Annotated in this window: 17 protein-coding genes; 11 read left to right on the forward strand and 6 right to left on the reverse strand. The window is 59.7% G+C overall.

Features of this window, described 5'->3' with window-relative positions; all coding sequences use genetic code 11:
• Window positions 1-37: 37 nt before the first annotated feature.
• Window positions 38-1,285 carry a molybdopterin molybdotransferase MoeA gene (locus tag ACVWY8_RS02780; RefSeq protein WP_457396797.1) on the reverse strand — a complete coding sequence of 416 codons (1,248 nt, stop codon included), beginning with the start codon at window positions 1,283-1,285 and terminating at the stop codon, window positions 38-40.
• 345 nt (window positions 1,286-1,630) lie between these two features.
• On the opposite strand from ACVWY8_RS02780, the gene ACVWY8_RS02785 reads away from it, so the two are divergent.
• From ACVWY8_RS02785 to ACVWY8_RS02815, 7 genes are read left to right on the forward strand one after another with little or no spacing between them, the layout of a single operon-like run.
• Window positions 1,631-1,993: a cation:proton antiporter subunit C gene (locus tag ACVWY8_RS02785; protein WP_414328966.1), complete on the forward strand. Its 363-nt coding sequence runs from the start codon at window positions 1,631-1,633 to the stop codon at window positions 1,991-1,993.
• Window positions 1,986-3,458 carry a cation:proton antiporter gene (locus ACVWY8_RS02790; RefSeq protein WP_457393236.1) on the forward strand — a complete coding sequence of 491 codons (1,473 nt, stop codon included), beginning with the start codon at window positions 1,986-1,988 and terminating at the stop codon, window positions 3,456-3,458. The genes ACVWY8_RS02785 and ACVWY8_RS02790 overlap by 8 nt, the downstream gene beginning before the upstream one ends.
• A complete protein-coding gene (locus ACVWY8_RS02795; protein ID WP_041436089.1) occupies window positions 3,442-3,846 on the forward strand; it encodes a Na+/H+ antiporter subunit E in 405 nt (134 codons plus the stop codon). Before ACVWY8_RS02790 ends, ACVWY8_RS02795 begins: the two co-directional genes overlap by 17 nt.
• Window positions 3,843-4,094 (forward strand): hypothetical protein, encoded by a 252-nt coding sequence (locus ACVWY8_RS02800; RefSeq protein WP_011431878.1) that lies wholly within the window; start codon window positions 3,843-3,845, stop codon window positions 4,092-4,094. Before ACVWY8_RS02795 ends, ACVWY8_RS02800 begins: the two co-directional genes overlap by 4 nt.
• 19 nt (window positions 4,095-4,113) lie before the next feature.
• Entirely contained in the window at window positions 4,114-4,395 is a 282-nt protein-coding gene (locus tag ACVWY8_RS02805; RefSeq protein ID WP_011431879.1) for a monovalent cation/H(+) antiporter subunit G, read from the forward strand.
• A gap of 9 nt (window positions 4,396-4,404) precedes the next feature.
• Entirely contained in the window at window positions 4,405-4,926 is a 522-nt protein-coding gene (locus ACVWY8_RS02810; RefSeq protein ID WP_414357736.1) for a DUF4040 domain-containing protein, read from the forward strand.
• Window positions 4,923-5,603: a Na(+)/H(+) antiporter subunit B gene (locus ACVWY8_RS02815; RefSeq protein WP_457393234.1), complete on the forward strand. Its 681-nt coding sequence runs from the start codon at window positions 4,923-4,925 to the stop codon at window positions 5,601-5,603. The genes ACVWY8_RS02810 and ACVWY8_RS02815 overlap by 4 nt, the downstream gene beginning before the upstream one ends.
• Here ACVWY8_RS02815 and ACVWY8_RS02820 read toward each other — a convergent pair.
• Both ACVWY8_RS02820 and ACVWY8_RS02825 read right to left on the reverse strand, forming a co-directional pair.
• Window positions 5,598-6,023, reverse strand: coding sequence for a PIN domain-containing protein (locus tag ACVWY8_RS02820; protein WP_457393231.1), 426 nt, complete (start codon window positions 6,021-6,023; stop codon window positions 5,598-5,600). The genes ACVWY8_RS02815 and ACVWY8_RS02820 overlap by 6 nt on opposite strands.
• Entirely contained in the window at window positions 6,007-6,240 is a 234-nt protein-coding gene (locus ACVWY8_RS02825; protein WP_457393228.1) for a FitA-like ribbon-helix-helix domain-containing protein, read from the reverse strand. Before ACVWY8_RS02825 ends, ACVWY8_RS02820 begins: the two co-directional genes overlap by 17 nt.
• A 519-nt stretch (window positions 6,241-6,759) precedes the next feature.
• Here ACVWY8_RS02825 and carB point away from each other — a divergent pair.
• On the forward strand, window positions 6,760-9,975 hold the full coding sequence (gene carB, locus ACVWY8_RS02830) for a carbamoyl-phosphate synthase large subunit (RefSeq protein WP_457393225.1): 3,216 nt from the start codon (window positions 6,760-6,762) through the stop codon (window positions 9,973-9,975).
• A 357-nt stretch (window positions 9,976-10,332) separates the two neighbouring features.
• Window positions 10,333-11,388, forward strand: coding sequence for a photosystem II q(b) protein (psbA, locus tag ACVWY8_RS02835; RefSeq protein WP_414357732.1), 1,056 nt, complete (start codon window positions 10,333-10,335; stop codon window positions 11,386-11,388).
• A 6-nt stretch (window positions 11,389-11,394) separates the two neighbouring features.
• Here the strand turns inward: psbA and ACVWY8_RS02840 are convergent, their stop codons facing one another.
• The 3 genes from ACVWY8_RS02840 to ACVWY8_RS02850 all read right to left on the reverse strand — a co-directional run bounded on the left by ACVWY8_RS02840 (window position 11,395) and on the right by ACVWY8_RS02850 (window position 15,346).
• Window positions 11,395-13,245 carry an aspartate kinase gene (locus tag ACVWY8_RS02840; RefSeq protein ID WP_457393222.1) on the reverse strand — a complete coding sequence of 617 codons (1,851 nt, stop codon included), beginning with the start codon at window positions 13,243-13,245 and terminating at the stop codon, window positions 11,395-11,397.
• A 44-nt stretch (window positions 13,246-13,289) separates the two neighbouring features.
• The gene (locus tag ACVWY8_RS02845; protein WP_457393221.1) at window positions 13,290-14,825 is read right to left on the reverse strand and encodes a site-2 protease family protein; all 1,536 of its coding nucleotides are present in this window, start codon (window positions 14,823-14,825) and stop codon (window positions 13,290-13,292) included.
• Window positions 14,826-15,103: 278 nt separating this feature from the next.
• On the reverse strand, window positions 15,104-15,346 hold the full coding sequence (locus tag ACVWY8_RS02850) for a DUF751 family protein (protein ID WP_041436092.1): 243 nt from the start codon (window positions 15,344-15,346) through the stop codon (window positions 15,104-15,106).
• 524 nt (window positions 15,347-15,870) lie between these two features.
• Here ACVWY8_RS02850 and ACVWY8_RS02855 point away from each other — a divergent pair.
• Both ACVWY8_RS02855 and ACVWY8_RS02860 read left to right on the forward strand, forming a co-directional pair.
• Window positions 15,871-16,410: an ATP synthase subunit B family protein gene (locus tag ACVWY8_RS02855; RefSeq protein WP_414380997.1), complete on the forward strand. Its 540-nt coding sequence runs from the start codon at window positions 15,871-15,873 to the stop codon at window positions 16,408-16,410.
• A 166-nt stretch (window positions 16,411-16,576) separates the two neighbouring features.
• Complete coding sequence (locus tag ACVWY8_RS02860; protein ID WP_457393219.1) at window positions 16,577-17,224, forward strand: flavin prenyltransferase UbiX; 648 nt, start codon at window positions 16,577-16,579, stop codon at window positions 17,222-17,224.
• Window positions 17,225-17,265: the final 41 nt, after the last annotated feature.

A 17,265-nucleotide genomic window follows, 5' to 3' on the forward strand; every position in this document is an offset into this window, starting at 1 on the left:
GCTATTCCAGCAGCAGCGAGAGGAGGGCTAGGGATCTTCAGGGCAGTTGCAGCACCTGAACGGGCGAACCAGCAGGGATCTGGGTTGTCCCTACTGGCAGCACAGCCAAGGCATTACAGCCGGCCAGACTGATGAGATTGCCGGAATTGAGGTTGGCGGCGGGCTGAAATTGGATCCCCTCAGGCCTGACCTGCAGCCGTCCCCAGAGATAGTGTTCCCGCTGACCGTCGGCATGCAGATCCACCGGGCTGAAGGCGGAGAGGATCTGCCAGTAGGGGGGCAGGGATCCGCCCATTTTTCGCAGGGCCGGGTGCAAAAAGCGCCAGAAGGTCACCAGGGCAGAGGCAGGGTTGCCCGGCAGGCCAAAGTAGAGCTTGGGGGGGCCGTGGGGATTGGGAAAACGAGCCACCGTCAGGGGTTTGCCCGGCTTGATGGCCACGCTGCGGATGAAAATCTCGCCTCCCAACTCCTCCAGCACCTTTTCCACCAGGTCAAAATCCCCCACCGATACCCCTCCGGAAGAGATCACCCCATCGGCGGAGGCCAGGGCCTGCTGGACGACCTGCCGCAACACCTGGAGCCGATCCGGCACGATGCCCAACTGGATCGGGATCCCACCCGCTGCCTTGACCAGAGCCGCCAGGCCGTACTGGTTGGAATCCACGACCTGCCCCGGCCCCGGCACCTGCTGGATGGGCACCAACTCATCCCCTGTCGAGAACAGGGCTACCCGGGGCTGACGAAACACCGGCACCATCGCCTGTCGGATGGCGGCCAAAACGGCTAGCTCCGCTCCGCCCAAAGCCTGCCCTGCCGGCAGGAGGGGATCCCCCTGGCGGGCAAAGTCTCCCTGAGGCCGGACAAATTGGCCCCGCTGCGGACGCTGCAAGAGGCGAACGGTTCCTGGCGAAGGTTGCTGCGTGTATTCCTGCATCACCACGGTGTCCGCACCGCTGGGCAAGAGGGAGCCGGTGTAGAGACGCACCGCTTGTCCAGGCTGGAGCTCTCGGGTGGGTGCCTTTCCGGCGGGGAGAGTCTCGATCACCTGCAGCTCACAAGGGATCCCCGCTTGCACATCTTCATGGCGCACGGCATAGCCATCCATACTGGAGGTGGGATGGGCCGGAAAATCCTGGGGGCTATACACAGTTTGGCTGAGAACGCGGCCTTGGGCGGATCCCAGCTCCACCCACTCTGTGCCCAGCGGCTGAACCGCCTGCAAAATCAGGGCTTCTGCTTCGGCCACCGGCAGCATCACGGCTTTTACAACCCCCTTCTCCAACACCTTATCTTCAGCATCCAGAAGTCGGTTCCGCCAAGGCCATTAAAAACAACTTAAACTGCGGACAGCGGCCATCAATTCCGACCTTGGCATGAGAGGTGTATGACCAGGATCCCACCAAGCCCCAGAGCTGGCAAGAAGTCGCAGCAAGTTGCCCATTGGGAGCTGCAGCTCTTTCGAATTCGGGATCCCGGTCTTGCTGGGGAGATGGGGATCCCGGCAGCGTTGCAGCCGGCCACAGGCTATCTGGCTGCCGCGGCTGCGGAAGCTGGATACTGGTCACGTAGCGGGCGTAGCCTTAGAACGACTGAGCGACCAGATAGCTCGAGCGCAGCAAGCGAGGTGTCCATGTTAAGTGCCGCCGTCATCCTCACGATCTTCCTTGGCTTCTGGGGAGTCGTGGTCAAGCGCAACCTATTATTGAAGATCCTATCTATGGATGTTATGAGCACCGGGGTCATCGCCTTCTTCGTGATCTGGGCAGCCCGGAGCGGTGTGTTCACCCCCATCTACAAACCCTGGCGCGAGCTGGACTATGCCGACCCGGTGCCTCAGGGGATCATCCTCACGGCCATCGTCATTGGCCTATCGGTACAAGCCTTGATGTTGGTGGGGGTGATGAAGCTGTCCCGCAATCATCCCACCCTCGAAGTCGAGAGCATCGAACAGGCAGTCGCGTCAGGGGCGCAGAGCACTTTTACCGATGACTGAGCTGACGCTGGTGTGGGTGGCATTGCCCTTTCTGCTGGCCTTCACAACCTACTTGATGCCGGCCCTGACCCGTCCCAGCTTGGTGGGGATGGCCGCGCTGACGGTGGCCTATGCGGTGCAGCAGGGGGGCTTGCCCGGCACAACCGCTGCGCCCTTGGAGCTGCAGCTTTTGGATCACTTCGGGGTGACGCTGCGGATCGATGCCAATGGAGCAGCGATGCTCTTGGCCCACGGCCTGGTCACGCTAGGAGTGGCCCTGTATTTGGATAGACGCTTTGCGGGCAGCCGCTTTCTGGCCATGCAGTTGCTGATCGTCCACGGTAGCGCCAACGCCGTCATCATCAGTGCCGACCTGATCAGCGTCTACGTTTCCCTGGAGGTGCTCAGCATCGGCGTGTTTTTGCTGCTGACCTATGGGCGGCGGGCTGAGGGCCAACCCACAGTGGAAGAAAATGCTCCGCACCGCGATCGCCAGCTCTGGGTGGGGCTGCGCTACCTTTTCATGAGCAATGTGGCCATGCTCTTCTACCTGATGGGCGCAATCCTGGTCTATGTGCGCACGGGATCCCTGGCGATGAGCAGTTTGGCTATGGCCGACCCCACGGCCTTGGCGCTGATTGCTGTGGGTCTTTTGGCCAAGGGGGCGATCTTCGTTGCCGGCCTGTGGCTGCCCCTCACCTACGTTACCGCGGATCCCGTTGTTGCGGCGGTGCTCAGCGGTTTTACGACCAAAGCAGGAGCCATGGCTTTGGTGCGCTGCAGCGAGGCTTCGCCGGTCTTGGCCCAGGGGTTGCCCTACTTGAGCGCTGGTTCAGCCGTTTTCGGGATCCTACTGGCCCTGATGGCGAGCACGCCCCAGCACCTTCTCGCCTGGAGCTCGGTATCGCAGATGGGATTTGTGATTGCTGCCCCTCAATGGGCAGGTTTGTACGGTCTTGCCCATGGGTTGGCAAAGCCCTTGCTGTTTGTTGGAACAAGCGTGACCCATCCCTGGCGTTGGCCGATGCTGCTCTTGGGGACGGCTTCCCTGGCAGGGGTACCCGGCAGTTTGGGGTATGCGGCCAAGGCCCTCAGCTTGTCTGCTCTGGATCCCTGGCACGAGTGGCTGCTGGTGGGGGTTACCGTCGGCACCACTTGTTTAGGCGTGCGAGTGCTGCGGGCACCTGTTTCTCCAATGAAGGGGGCAACCACCTCTGCAACTCCTTGGCAAGATAAAGTGGCACTGGTGCTTTGGGGTGGGGGCTTGCTCTGGGGCTGGCTACCGGCGGCCTATGGCGCTGACAATCTTCTCAAGGCGCTCCTCAGTTTGGGCGTTGGGATCCCCCTAGGCTGGTTTTGGGAGCGGATCCCTTTGAAGGGAGGGTCGGTGAACGAAGGGCTGGAAGCAGTGGTGGGCGGCTTGAGCATAGTGTTGGTGCTGGTTTGGGCTCTGTTAGCTGTGGGGAACTATGGGACGCTACCCTGAGTTGGGTCTATTGGAGATCGGCCTGCGCCTCTTGATTTGGTTTCTGCTGACGGGCAATCTGAGCTGGGACAATGTGGCCATCGGGGTGGCGGCAACGTTGCTGCTGCCGCGCCAGGCTTCCGCACCGGTGCAATGGCGGGATTGGGGGCGAGTGCTCCAGGAAATTCTTCTCGCCATCCCAAGAGCCTACTGGGAAGCCTTCGAGATGATCCTCAAGCCCCACACTGTTGAGGAAGTTGTATACAAACAAACCCTGCCCAACCGTTCAGCAGGGCTGGTGTTTCTGGATATCTTTTTAATTACCTTCACGCCCAAAACCATCGTGCTCAATTGCAATGCCCAAGGCACTTATGAAGTCCATGTGCTCAAGCCGCGGGAGGACGTGTGAACCTACTGCTGTTTCTCCTGACCCTAACGCTGTGCTTGCCCCTGTATGCCGCTTGGCTGAAGGAAGATATTTGGCAGACGATGCTCGCCTTTGCCAGCTTGGCCACAAAGACGGCCATCCTGATTTTGGTGGTGTCGGTGGTGCGGGATGATTGGATGATCGGGATTGTGGGGGTTTTGATTTTGTCGGTGGGCAATGCGGCCTTAATGCTCTTGGCTCATGTACTGAAACGGCTGGAAATGCTTTAGAAAGGCCCTGGGGGTAGGTATGGAAGTCTGGGTGGAAGGTCTGAGCTATCTGTTGTTTGGGATTGGTGTGCTGTTTTGGTTGTGGGGAACGGCGCCGCTCCTTGGGGATCGCTCGATTTTATTTAAGCTGCACGGCCTTTCGGTGTCGGACACCCTGGGCTCTATGAGCATCATGCTGGGGCTGCTGTTGCGGATCCCACGGGAATGGCCCCTGTTGGTGTTGGCACTGATCTCCCTGGCTATTTGGAATACCATTCTGGGCTATGTGCTGGCGTTTTGCTCGCAGCGCAAGTCCCTATAGGAGGGCAGGATGGAAGAGACCCTGTTGCTGGTGATGGCGTTACTCCTGCCCCTGACGGCAAGCTTGGTGGTGACTCAGACCAATCCCTACCACGCCTTGGTAATGCGAGGGATCCTGGGGACGATTGCCGCCCTGATCTATGCGCTGTTTGGGGCGGCGGATGTGGCCCTGACCGAGGCACTGGTGGGCACCATGCTTTCTATTACCCTCTACGCCATTGCGGTGCGCTCTTCGCTGAGCATGCGCCTGGGCGTTCTCGAAGGCAGCCCTGTGCTGGAGGCCAGTACCTCAGCAGCACGGCAGTTGTTACAGCAGATGCGCCAAGGGCTACAGCGGTACCACATGCGCTTGGAGTTGGCCGCCTATGGGAGTTCGGAGGCGTTGGTGGCTGCTCTTCGCAGCCGAGAGGTACACACCATTGCCCTTGAGCCCGGTGGAGAAGCAGCAGAGTATCGCCTGGTTACACGCGTACCCCGCCTGCAGGCCATTTTGGCGCAGCAAGCTCTGGCCGCTGAGGTGATGGCGACATGAAGTGGGTGTACGGGATAGCGGTGCTGCTGGCAGCCCTACAGCTCATTGTGGGCGAGGCGGGATCCGTTTCCCCCAATCGCGCAGCGGGCGTAGCTTTAGTCGAGGCAGTGGAGATTCTGGCCAGCGAAAGCGGTGTGCCCAACACGGTGACGGGTCTCATTCTGCGCAACCGCCTCTACGATACGGTCTTTGAAGTGGTGGTGTTTTCCACGGCAATTTTGGGCGCCCAATATCTGCTGGCGGATGAGCAGCCGACAGCCAATGTAGCTCAATTTACCGATATTCCCTCGATTGTGTTGGCGCGAGTGGGAGCCACCATTTCGGCTTTGATTGCGGTGGAGCTGGCCATTCGAGGGCACCTGACGCCGGGCGGGGGCTTTGCTGCTGGGGTGGCAGGAGGGACAGCCATTGGCTTGGTGGCGATCACCGCCTCTTCCGCCTGGATGGAGGCCATCTACAAACGGTGGCGGGCTGCGATGTGGGAGAAGCTGTCGGTGGTGGCGTTTATCGGGGTGGCTGTGATGGCTCTGGCCGGCTGGGAATTGCCCAGAGGGGAGTTGGGGGATCTGTTTAGCGGCGGTTGGATCCCGATTCTTAACATTTTGGTAGCCATCAAGGTGGCGCTGGGATCCTGGGCGGCAGTTTTGATCTTTATTCGCTACCGCGGCTTGTTATGAGGGTCTAAATGGGTTGATGAGAGGCACCCCTGTCCTGGCAAAATCACGGACATTACGGGTAACCAAGGTCAGTCCGTAAACCAAGGCTGTAGCAGCCAGTTGTTTGTCAATCGCATTTTGAGAGTGAGGTACGCACAGGCTTCCCCATACCTGGGCTTCGGTAATTGTGAAATCAAGAATGTGATCGGCATAGTCATCGACAACCGTTTGCAGCCACCTCTCCAGAAGGTTGGCTTGCAGATGATCGCCGCGATGGCGCATGAGTTCAACGCCTCGGCGGAGTTCGCCCAGCGTGATCACGCTGATGTAGATGCGGGCCTCTTGCTCAATGGCAGTTTGAAGAAATTCTTGAACCCCGGAGTTGGCTTGACTGTGTTTGCGCAGCTCACTGATGACGTTAGTGTCAAGCAAATACGTCATGGGCAGTGTTATCTTGCACCCGCTCAAAGTCTGAATCGTTGCCAACGTTAGGTATCGATCTGAGCACTTCGGCAAAGGACTGTTTCGCAGGCTGGAGTAAGACTTGCACTAGGATTTTGCGGTGTTCGGCCTCTGCACTAACGCCGTGACGACTAGCCCTTTGTTTGAGAGCTTTGACAATGGCTTCGTCAACATTGCGAACAATTAACCTGGCCATAGAGCGTTTCCTCGATCGGCAGATCCCTGGGCGGCTTTGCTGCGACGATAGCATTGATATCATGTGACATACTCCCGACCCCGACTGCTGGCAGTACGGAGCGGGCTTCTCGCTTCATCGGGGAGCCTACGCAAGAACCCTCCACGAGCAGACACGGAATGTCCTACCGCGTAGTTGCACCAGATTCCGGCAAAAGCCGTTTTGTGCAACTACTCCTACCATACACCATGTGGGGGTATCTGTATCCCGGCACTGACCCTACGGGTACAGTGCGGGGCTTAGCTACCCCCACACCCCCATAAGCTAAAGTTCAAGTTTTCCCGTCTATTGATACTGATGAAGAAGCTGCCCTTTTGCGGGTTGCCCCAGAGAACTCCTGCCTGCCAGGGATCCAAGCTCTGCCTGCTGTGCATAGCCTTTGAAAGCGCAACACTCAAAAAAGAGGGATCCCGATGAGCAACTTGACCTGCAGGTGACCTCTACAATAGAAGGCTGACTCTGCCACCTGGTGGGATCCCTATGCCGCGCCGCACCGATATCCACAAAATCTTGCTCATTGGAGCGGGGCCGATCGTCATTGGCCAAGCCTGCGAATTCGACTACTCGGGCACCCAAGCCTGCAAAGCCCTGCGGGAAGAGGGCTATGAGGTCGTTTTGGTCAACTCTAACCCCGCCACCATCATGACGGATCCCAGCATGGCGGAGCGCACCTACATCGAGCCGGTGACGGTGGACTTTGTGGCCAAAATTATCGAGCGGGAGCGCCCTGATGCTTTGCTGCCCACCATGGGCGGCCAGACGGCCCTCAACGTGGCGGTGCAACTGGCCCAGCAAGGGATCCTGGAGCAGTACGGGGTGGAGTTGATTGGGGCCAAGCGGGAGGCCATTGAAAAAGCCGAAGACCGGGATCTCTTCAAGCAAGCCATGCAGCGGATTGGCTTGGCCGTGCCCCGCTCTGGCCTGGCCCACACCCTGGAAGAAGCCAAGCAGATTGCCCAGGAGATCGGCTATCCCCTCATCATCCGCCCGGCCTATACCCTGGGGGGCACCGGTGGTGGGGTGGCTTACAACCAGGAGGAGTTTGAAGAGATCTGCGCTGCCGGCTTGGAGGCCAGCCCCGTTTCCCAAATCTTGGTGGAGGAATCGGTCATCGGCTGGAAGGAGTTTGAGCTGGAGGTGATGCGGGATCTGGCGGATAACGTGGTGATCATCTGCTCCATAGAAAACATCGACCCGATGGGGGTGCACACTGGCGACTCCATCACCGTGGCCCCGGCCCAAACCCTCACCGACAAGGAATACCAGCGGCTGCGGGACTATGCCATCGCCATCATGCGCGAAATTGGCGTAGAGACCGGGGGATCCAACGTGCAATTTGCCGTCAACCCTGCCAACGGCGAGGTGCGGGTGATCGAGATGAACCCGCGGGTCTCCCGCTCTTCTGCTTTGGCCAGCAAGGCCACCGGCTTTCCCATCGCCAAAATTGCCGCCAAACTGGCAGTGGGCTACACGCTGCCGGAGATCCCCAACGACATCACCCGCAAAACTCCGGCCAGCTTCGAGCCCACCATCGACTATGTGGTCACCAAGATCCCTCGCTTTGCTTTTGAAAAATTCCCCGGCGCAGAGCCGGTTCTCACCACCCAGATGAAATCGGTGGGGGAGGCGATGGCCATTGGCCGCACTTTTCAAGAATCCATCCAGAAGGCCCTGCGCTCTTTGGAAATCGACCGTCCCGGTTTTGGCAGCGATAGGCCGGAGGTTTTCCCCAAGCCGGAGGAAGTGCGGGCCAACCTGCGCACCCCCAACCCCTTCCGCCTGCTCACCATCCGCACCGCTCTGCTCATGGGCTTTTCTGCCCAGGAGATTGCCCAACTCACCCACATCGATCCCTGGTTTATCGACAAGCTACAGGAGTTGGTGGAGGTGGAGCAGGCCCTCAAGGGGCGGGAGCTGGGATCCCTGAGCGCTGACGACTTGAGACACCTCAAGCAAATGGGCTTCAGCGACCGACAAATTGCCCACCTAACCGGATCCACGGAACATCAGGTGCGGGCCTGCCGCAAAAGCCTGGGGGTGATCCCCACCTACAAAACTGTAGATACCTGCGCCGCCGAATTTGAGGCTGCTACCCCCTACCAGTACTCTACCTACGAGAGCGAGTCGGAGATTTTCCCGGCCCGCAAAGAGAAGGTGATGATCTTGGGAGGTGGCCCCAACCGCATCGGCCAGGGGATCGAATTCGACTACTGCTGTTGTCATGCTGCCTTTGCCCTCAGCCGCCTGGGTTACGAAGCGATCATGGTCAACTCCAACCCGGAAACCGTTTCCACCGACTACGACACCGCCGATCGCCTCTATTTTGAGCCGCTCACCCATGAAGAGGTGATGAACTTGGTGGATGCTGAGCAGCCGGTCGGCCTGATCGTGCAATTTGGCGGCCAAACCCCGCTCAAGCTGGCGCAGGGGCTGGCAGCAGCCCAGGCTCCCATCTGGGGAACTTCCCCCGACTCCATCGACATTGCTGAGGATCGGGGGCGCTTCGAGCGCATCTTGCGGGAGTTGGATATTCGCCAACCGGCCAACGGCATTGCCCGCAGCGTGGAAGAAAGCTTGGAAATTGCCCGCCGCATCGGCTATCCGGTGGTGGTGCGGCCCAGCTACGTCTTGGGGGGACGAGCCATGGAGATCGTCTATTCCGACCAAGACCTGCAGCGCTACATGCAACTGGCGGTGGCGGTGGATCCGGATCGTCCGGTGCTGGTGGATCAGTTTCTGGAAGAGGCGGTGGAGGTGGATGTGGATGCCATTGCCGACCGCACCGGCGCCGTAACCATCGGCGGCATTCTGGAGCACATCGAGCAGGCCGGGATCCACTCGGGCGATTCGGCCTGTGTATTGCCCAGCCGCACCCTCAGCCCCGAGGTGCTGCAGGTGATCCGCGAGTGGACGGTGAAGTTGGCCCAAGCTCTGAAGGTGGTGGGCCTGATCAACGTGCAATACGCCGTCCAAAAAGGTCAAGTCTATATCCTGGAGGCCAACCCGCGCGCCTCTCGCACCGTACCCTTCGTCAGCAAGGCTATCGGCCATCCGCTGGCAGACTACGCCGCTCAGGTGATGAGCGGCAAAACCCTAGCCGAGCTGGGCTTTACCCAGGAGGTGATCCCCTCCCACATTGCCGTCAAAGAAGCGGTTTTGCCCTTCCACAAGTTTCCCGGCACCGACACGCTGCTGGGGCCGGAGATGCGCTCCACCGGTGAGGTGATGGGCATTGACACGGACTTTGGCCGCGCTTACGCCAAAGCCCAACTGGCGGCGGGGCAGAATCTGCCTCTCCAGGGGACGGTGTTCATCAGCGTCAGCGACCGGGATAAACAGGCGGTCATCCCGGTAGCCCGCGAGTTTGTGGGGCTGGGCTTTCGCCTGTTGGCCACCGAAGGAACCCAAAAAGTTTTAGCCGAGCACGGGATCCCAGTAGATAAAGTCCTCAAGCTGCACGAGGGGCGGCCCCACGTCATCGACGCCATCAAAAATCACCAGATTCAGCTCATTATCAACACCCCTTCCGGTGTCGAGGCGCAGCAAGATGGCCAAAAGATCCGCCGCACTGCCCTGGCCTACAAGATCCCTCTGGTGACCACCTTGGCAGGGGCCAAAGCCACCGCGGCTGCCATCCGTGCTTTGCAGTCGGGATCCCTGCAGGTGAAGTGCTTGCAGGATTTTTTCTCTGTCTAGGATTCTGTCTGTCTAGGATTCTGGAGGAAAAAAAGCAGGTCCCGGACGGCACCTCTTTCCTAAACCTATCCTTAAGAAACGTCTGCTCAAGCTTGGCTGCCATCAACTGCCAGTGACCGACCTTCGCCGGGAAGCTCTCAAAGATATCCCAATTGCAACATATCGGTGCTGATTTGTATCGACAAATCCATTTTTTTCACATTCCCGTTGCGGAAGTTAGGGATCCCTGTCGGCATCCCTAAAACTGTCTAGCCTGAAAGAAGGAGACGCTTTTGGCGGTCGGCGCGGGAAGAGTTTTGCCCCGTTCAAGGAAGCCGACAAAGCAAAGAATGGTTTTGTCTCTTTAGGAGTTGGCCTATGAGTACTGTAGTTCGCCGCTCCTCGGCTGCGCGGCAGCTCTGGAGTTGGAATGGCTTTTGTCAATGGATAACCAGCACCGAAAACCGGCTGTACATCGGCTGGTTTGGCGTGTTGATGATCCCGACGCTGTTGGCGGCTGCCTTTTGTTTTGTGATCGCTTTTGTTGCTGCTCCGCCGGTGGATGTGGATGGGATCCGCGAGCCGGTGATCGGCTCTTTGATAGGGGGGAACAATCTCATCTCGGCGGCGGTGGTGCCCACGTCGGCGGCCATCGGCTTGCACTTTTATCCCATTTGGGAAGCCGCCTCTTTGGATGAATGGCTCTACAACGGCGGCCCCTACCAACTGATCGTGCTCCATTTCCTGATCGGGGTGTGGTGCTACCTGGGCCGGCAGTGGGAGCTGAGCTATCGCTTGGGCATGCGTCCCTGGATTGCGGTGGCGTTTTCCGCTCCGGCGGCGGCGGCTACGGCAGTGCTCTTGGTCTACCCCATCGGCCAGGGCAGTTTCTCGGAAGGCTTGCCCCTGGGGATCGCCGGCACCTTCTACTTCATGCTGGCTTTCCAGGCGGAGCACAATATCCTCATGCACCCTGCTAGCTGGCTGGGGGTGGCCGGCGTCTTTGGCGGCGCTCTGCTGGCCTCCCTGCACGGCTCCCTGGTGATCTCCAGCCTAATCCGCGAGACCTCGGAAGAAGAGTCACAAAATGCCGGCTACCGCTTCGGGCAGGAGGAAGTCACCTACAACTTCCTGGCCGGGCACTACGCGTTCTTGGGGCGGCTGGGGTTCCCCGGCCTGGGCCTGAGAAACAGCCGTTCCGTCCACTTCTGGATGGCGGCCCTGCCCACAGTGGGGATTTGGGCGGCGGCAATAGGTATCGGCATAATGGCCTTTAACTTGAACGGCTTGAACTTCAACCAGTCCATCCTGGACAGCCAGGGCCGCTTCATTCCCACCTACGCCGATCTCCTCAACCGCGCCAATCTGGGGATTCAGGTGATGCACGCCCCCAACGCCCATCATTTTCCCTTGCTGCTGGCGGCTCAACCCTAAGGCAGGCTAGGGGCAGTCCAGCCGGAAAGCGCGGTGAATAGCTTGCAAGGCCGGGATCCCTCGATCCCGGCGCACTACACAGCTCACCTTGATCTCCGAGGTGGCGATCATCTCGATGTTGATTCCGGCTTCGGCTAGGGCTGCAAACAGGCGAGCAGCCACGCCAGGGTAGGTTTCCATCTCGGCGCCGACAATGCTGACCTTGGCAATGTCGTGATCCGCGTCAACTCCTGCCGCCTGGAGCTCTTCGGCCACCTGCCGGCAGACTGCCTCAGCAGCCATCGCTTGATCCTGAGGCACGGTAAAGGCAATGTCGGTACTGGGGATCCCGTTGTGGTAGCCCCGCTGGCTTTGGATGATGGTGTCCACGATGATCCCGGCAGCCGCCAAGCGCCCGAACAAATGGGCGGCAGTTCCCGGACGATCCGGCACTTTGCGAAGGCCCAGCCGCGATTGCTTCAAATCCAAGGCAACACCGCGTACCGGGTGGCTGTCTTGAGGGGCAGCCGGCATCTTTGCCCGATGCAAGTGGGGGATCACCTGGAACGACTCTCCCAGAGCCAAGGCGGCATCACCGGCCCGCTCCGCAGCCACCACACAGCTCACCTTGATCTCGGACATGGAGATCATCTGCAAATTGATCCCGGCCTCGGCCAGCACCTGGAACATTTGCGCCGCGATCCCAGGTCGGCCCATCATCCCCACCCCGGCAATGCTGACTTTGGCCACCGCCTCATCCACAATCACCGCTGCACACTGCAGCTCTTGGCCAATCCGCCGGGCAACGGCTGCAGCCTCGGTCACCTGCGACCGACTGACCGTAAAGGCAATGTCATTGGTGGGCTGGGGCACGGATCCCTGCGGCAAGGAGTCCGTCCCGCTGGCGTGAGCGGCTGTGAACTGGAGCGACTGCAAAATCAAATCCACATTCACCCCTGCCGCCGCGATCCCCTGAAAGAGCTGGGCGGCAATGCCAGGGCGATCCGGCACCCCCACCAACACCAACTTGGCCTGATCCCGATCCAGCTCCACCGTATCCACCGCCAGGCCCAGCTCGATACTGCTGTCGGCAGCACGAGGACGGGGGGGAGGAGAAAGAATGAGAGTGCCCTCGCATCCCGCCTGCAACGGCTCCAAGCTGGAGCGCACCCGCAGCTTCACACCGTAGTTGCGGGCAATTTCCACCGAGCGGGGATGCAGCACCTGGGCCCCCAAGCTGGCCAGCTCCAACATTTCATCACTGGTGATCTCCGGCAACAGCCTGGCCTCAGGCACCTTACGCGGATCCGTGGTGAAGATCCCCGGCACATCGGTGTAGATCTCACACAGCTCTGCTCCCAAAGCCACTGCCAAGGCCACCGCCGTGGTGTCGGATCCCCCCCGACCCAGGGTGGTGATCTCCAGCTCCGCCAGGCTGGTGATGCCCTGAAACCCGGCCACCACCACCACCTCTTCCCGCTCCAGGTGCTGCCACAGGCGGTCGGTGTGGATGTGCAAAATGCGGGCCCGGCTGTGATCCCGAGTGGTGACAATGCCCACCTGGGCTGCCGTCAGGGAAAGGGCAGGACACCCCAAGCGTTGCAGCGCCAAGGCCACCAGGGCAATGCTCACCTGCTCACCGGTGGAAAGGAGCATATCCCATTCCCGCAACTGGGCCGGTGTGGTCGGGGATCCCTGCAAGATCTGCTCCCCCAAGCCCACAAGGCGATCGGTTTCATCCCCCATCGCCGAGACCACCACCACCACCCGATGTCCCCGCTCCACCGTGTGGGCCACCCGTTGAGCCACGGCCTGGATACGCTCCACAGAGCCGACAGAGGTACCGCCGTACTTTTGAACAATTAAGCTGCGTTCCATGAGAGAAGAACGAGGTCAGGGGCGGTTTGGATCCTACCCCGGATCTAGGCCAAGCCCAGTCCATTTTGCAAAAACGGCGGTACCGGCAGCAGGATCAGCACCAGCAGCGTTAGCATCCCCAGCCCCAGCAGATCCCGGGCCTCGTCCAGTTCCGTCACATCGTTGAGGGCCGGCTCGTCAGCACTGGAAATCACAAACAGCAGCAGCGCCCAGAGCAACAGCCAAGGCTGCACCGTCAAAGCCAGCAGCAACACCAACCAGCGGGCTACCCGGCCCACATTCGCTCCCATCCGCTGTCCATACACTGCGTGGACAATGTGCCCTCCATCCAGTTGGCCCACCGGCATGAGGTTAAAGGCAATCACCACCAAGCCCAGCCAGCCGGCAAAGGCCAGCGGGTGCAGCTCGATCACCTGCCCCGGCTGCAACTGATCCCCCAGCACCATGCGGGCCAGAATTGCCAGCAGCACCGATAGGCGCGGGTCAATGCGATGAAAACTAATCGGGGTCGGCTGCCCCTCCGGCACCGCGGGAGGATCTGCAGGCGCTGAAAACAACAGCCCCAGCAACAGCATGCCCAAAGCAACAAGACTCCCTGCCAGCGGCCCAGCGGCGGCGATATCAAACAACACCTTGCGGTTGGGCACCGGCTCTTTCAACTGGATAAACGCCCCAAAAGTCCCCAGGACAAAAGGCACCGGGATGAAATAGGGCAGCGAGGTTTTGATGTGGTGGCGGCGGGCCACCCAGTAACGAGTCCACTCATGGGATCCCAAAATGGCAAGGATCCCGACCGCATAGGGCAATCCTTTCATCAGAGAGGGCAAATGCAGCAGCCGGTCAGGGCTAACCCCAGCCGCGTGGGCCCCAGCACTGAGGGTCGTCCAGAAGGTGAATAGCAACAGCCCCAAAGCCAGCAGCGGCAACTCTCGACTGTCCGCCAGGGAGCGCCGCGCCGCCGGGTTGGGCACCAAGGCAAAAAAGGGCTTACCGGCAAACCCCTCCTGCAGCACCACCAAAAAGCGTTTGCCGAAAGTGGTTTCCACGTTTTGCTGCACCCGCTCATAGGCTTCACTGGGATCCGCCCGCAAGTTGCCCCGGCAGATGATCGCCTGGGGGCGGTACTCCACGTTTTGCAAATAAAAGACGTTCCAGGGGAAGCAATGGCTCAGCTTCTCCCGCGGCACTTCGGAGATGGGGGTGTGGGCAAGAGCCAGCGAGACCGGATCTGCGGCGCCGTCTTCCTCCTCTTCCTCTGGCTCAGGTTCCCCAGCCGGCGAGGGATCCGCTTCTGGAGAGGAGTTTTCCACCTCTGGCCGAGGGCCTCCGGTTGAGGGTCGAATACCCCCTCGTCTCACCAAGGTCATGCTGGTAAAGTAGGAGGTGAGAAACAGCAGCAACATCAGCAAGGGAGGCAATTCGTACTGAAACACCTGACGCCCCAGCACCCAAACCAAAGGGGGCAGCATCATCACCAGCCACAGGATCCGCCACGGCACCTTCGAAAGGCGGGCCACACTTTTTTGCAGCAGCAGGTAGGTTGCAGAACCCACCAGCGCCAACAGGATCCAATCTGCCATGAGTTCAAAAAACGGAGGAGAACACCTCTACCAAGCTAGCGGCAAATCCAATCCCCTCGCTACAGCTTGCAGCCGGGATCCCTGAAGAGCCAATTGAGGCTTGGCCTGCCCATAGACCGCCACCATTCCGGGGCAAACTTTTCATTCGCGCGAGCGGTGCGGAGCACTTTACTTCTTGTCAGCAGTGGGGCGAAAAAGAGGGATCCCCTTGAGGCGTGCTTATGCTGCCGGCGTCCACTGCACAGCTTCGCCCATGGGCCCCAACCTCAACCCAGTATCTATTCTGGCCAAAAGGTATTCCCTGTCATGCCTCGCAGGGTGAAATAAACAAATAGAAGCAACAAAAGGGATCCCAGCGTAACCATAGCCGCCGCTGTTGGACTTTTGCGATACAGGCCGACAAAAGGCTGGAGGCCAGCCCAGATCCCCCCCAGCAAAACGGTAATAAAGTAAGTGGGATAACGGGAGACATTCTCCACAAACTGGTCTTCCAGTCTTCTGGGGGGCTGCGGTTGTGGCATAAGAGGCTGGGGCTCCAACTCCTTTTTTCTCAGTGTGCCATAGGTAGCTGTCAACCATCTGGAGGCTGGCCATCTTCAGGGAACTGGCGGCAACTCAAAAAGTGTAGTCATCTCAAACTAGATTGAGACACTCCCCAAACGCTCCGCGCCGCTGCCGCGACCCCCCAGCTCATCTCTCTGGGAGAGGGGGGTTGGAGAGCAAGGCAACGGAAATGTTTTATTCCTATTCAAAATGACTATAAATCTCCTCCATTGGCGCTCTTTTGGCAGCCGAGCAACCTCGGCTCCCCAGCCGCTGTGGCACCAACCGACCGGTAAGCAGCCTCTCTGCCGCTTGGCTCACAGCCTCCGCGAGGGAGAAAGTCCATCGTCCCCTCATATCAAAAAGAACATCTACTTCACGAAGAGTGGTTGGAGCGAAGGGGAGACTGCGCAGATTCAGGAAACCGAGAACCTGATATGGTAGGCGTTATCCTGCCTGATCTGCTCTTTTGCTCAGTGCAGCCTCCCCTCTTCATAGACTGATGCGAGAATTGCCCTCTGATCCTTCCAATCGTGCCGGCGTACCCTTTGGGGATCAGACCCTGGCTCTGATGCGCGTCCAGGAGGCCCTGGATCAATTGGAGGCAGCCATTCTCAGTAGCCCTCGCCTGTTTTGGTCTCGCACCCTTATTGAAGAGGAAAAGATTCTGGAGCAGTTAGACTTTATCCGCCTGAACCTGCCGACAGCCCTGGAGGAAGCGGAGGAACTGCTGCGCCAGCGGGATCGGATCTTGGCAGAGGCCAATCGCTACGCCCAAGAAATTGTGGCCGCGGCCCAACGTAGGGCTGAGCAGCTCCTCAACGAATCGGCGATTCTGCGACAGGCCCAAGCTCAGGCGGAGCAGTTATTGCAACAAGCCTATCAACATAGTGAGGAGGTGCGGCGACAGACACTGCAGGAATCGGAGCGCCTGCAGCGGGAGGCCCACCGTTACGTGGATCAGGTGTTGCAAGACTTGGAGTTGCGGTTGGTGGAGTCCTTGCGGGTGATCCGCAACGGGCGGCAAAATCTGCAGACCTAACAGAGAAGAGTCAGACTGGGGCTTGAGCGCTGCCTTCAACCTGTGCCAGGAGCATTTTTATCCCGCGTTGTGCAAGTCTTTTGGAGCGGTGGGTTAGGGATCTCCTGAGCAGGCGAGGGACGGCTCCCCTCGCTAGACTTGAGCAGAAGACGTTCCCCAGCGGCCCTTGACATCCTCTCTGCCCATCATCCTTGGCGTATCAGGCGCTTCAGGGATGCTCTATGCTGTGCGCGCTCTGCATGTTCTGCTCAGCCTGGGCTACCGCGTCGAAGTGGTGGCCTCCAAAGCGGCCTATCAGGTGTGGCAGGGAGAACAAGGGGTGCTGCTGCCGACAGACCCCCGCAAGCAGGCCCACTTTTGGCGACAGCAAGCCGAGAGCAGCGGTGGATCCCTAGTTTGTCATCGCTGGCAGGATGTGGGGGCAACCATTGCCAGTGGCTCCTATCGCACGCAGGGGATGTTGGTGATCCCGTGCAGCATGGGTACAGTTGCCAAGTTGGCTGCCGGCTTGAGCTCGGATCTGCTGGAGCGGGCTGCTGATGTGCAGCTCAAGGAGGGACGACGCTTGGTGGTGGTGCCGCGGGAAACCCCCTTTAGCCTGATCCACCTGCGCAACTTGACCACTCTGGCAGAAGCGGGGGCGCGCATTGTTCCGGCCATTCCAGCTTGGTACCACCAGCCGCGTACCATCCTAGATTTGGTGGATTTTGTGGTGGTGAAGGCGTTGGATCAGTTCGGTATTGATGGCGATCTCATTCGCCGCTGGCAGGGGATGCGCCAGCATCAGATCCTCAAGCTGCCCCCTGATCTCTGAGCGGGATCCCTTTTCCCGGCGGCAGGCTGGGATTTGGCTTG

The organism is Thermostichus sp. OS-CIW-32, assembly GCF_054060415.1.

Coding starts and splice junctions, on each gene's coding strand:
- ACVWY8_RS02785 (WP_414328966.1), top strand. CDS start 1,631: ATGTTAAGTGCCGCCGTCATCCTCACGATCTTCCTTGGCTTCTGGGGA.
- ACVWY8_RS02790 (WP_457393236.1), top strand. CDS start 1,986: ATGACTGAGCTGACGCTGGTGTGGGTGGCATTGCCCTTTCTGCTGGCC.
- ACVWY8_RS02795 (WP_041436089.1), top strand. CDS start 3,442: ATGGGACGCTACCCTGAGTTGGGTCTATTGGAGATCGGCCTGCGCCTC.
- ACVWY8_RS02805 (WP_011431879.1), top strand. CDS start 4,114: ATGGAAGTCTGGGTGGAAGGTCTGAGCTATCTGTTGTTTGGGATTGGT.
- ACVWY8_RS02810 (WP_414357736.1), top strand. CDS start 4,405: ATGGAAGAGACCCTGTTGCTGGTGATGGCGTTACTCCTGCCCCTGACG.
- ACVWY8_RS02815 (WP_457393234.1), top strand. CDS start 4,923: ATGAAGTGGGTGTACGGGATAGCGGTGCTGCTGGCAGCCCTACAGCTC.
- ACVWY8_RS02820 (WP_457393231.1), bottom strand. CDS start 6,023: ATGACGTATTTGCTTGACACTAACGTCATCAGTGAGCTGCGCAAACAC.
- ACVWY8_RS02825 (WP_457393228.1), bottom strand. CDS start 6,240: ATGGCCAGGTTAATTGTTCGCAATGTTGACGAAGCCATTGTCAAAGCT.
- carB (WP_457393225.1), top strand. CDS start 6,760: ATGCCGCGCCGCACCGATATCCACAAAATCTTGCTCATTGGAGCGGGG.
- psbA (WP_414357732.1), top strand. CDS start 10,333: ATGAGTACTGTAGTTCGCCGCTCCTCGGCTGCGCGGCAGCTCTGGAGT.
- ACVWY8_RS02840 (WP_457393222.1), bottom strand. CDS start 13,245: ATGGAACGCAGCTTAATTGTTCAAAAGTACGGCGGTACCTCTGTCGGC.
- ACVWY8_RS02845 (WP_457393221.1), bottom strand. CDS start 14,825: ATGGCAGATTGGATCCTGTTGGCGCTGGTGGGTTCTGCAACCTACCTG.
- ACVWY8_RS02850 (WP_041436092.1), bottom strand. CDS start 15,346: ATGCCACAACCGCAGCCCCCCAGAAGACTGGAAGACCAGTTTGTGGAG.
- ACVWY8_RS02855 (WP_414380997.1), top strand. CDS start 15,871: ATGCGAGAATTGCCCTCTGATCCTTCCAATCGTGCCGGCGTACCCTTT.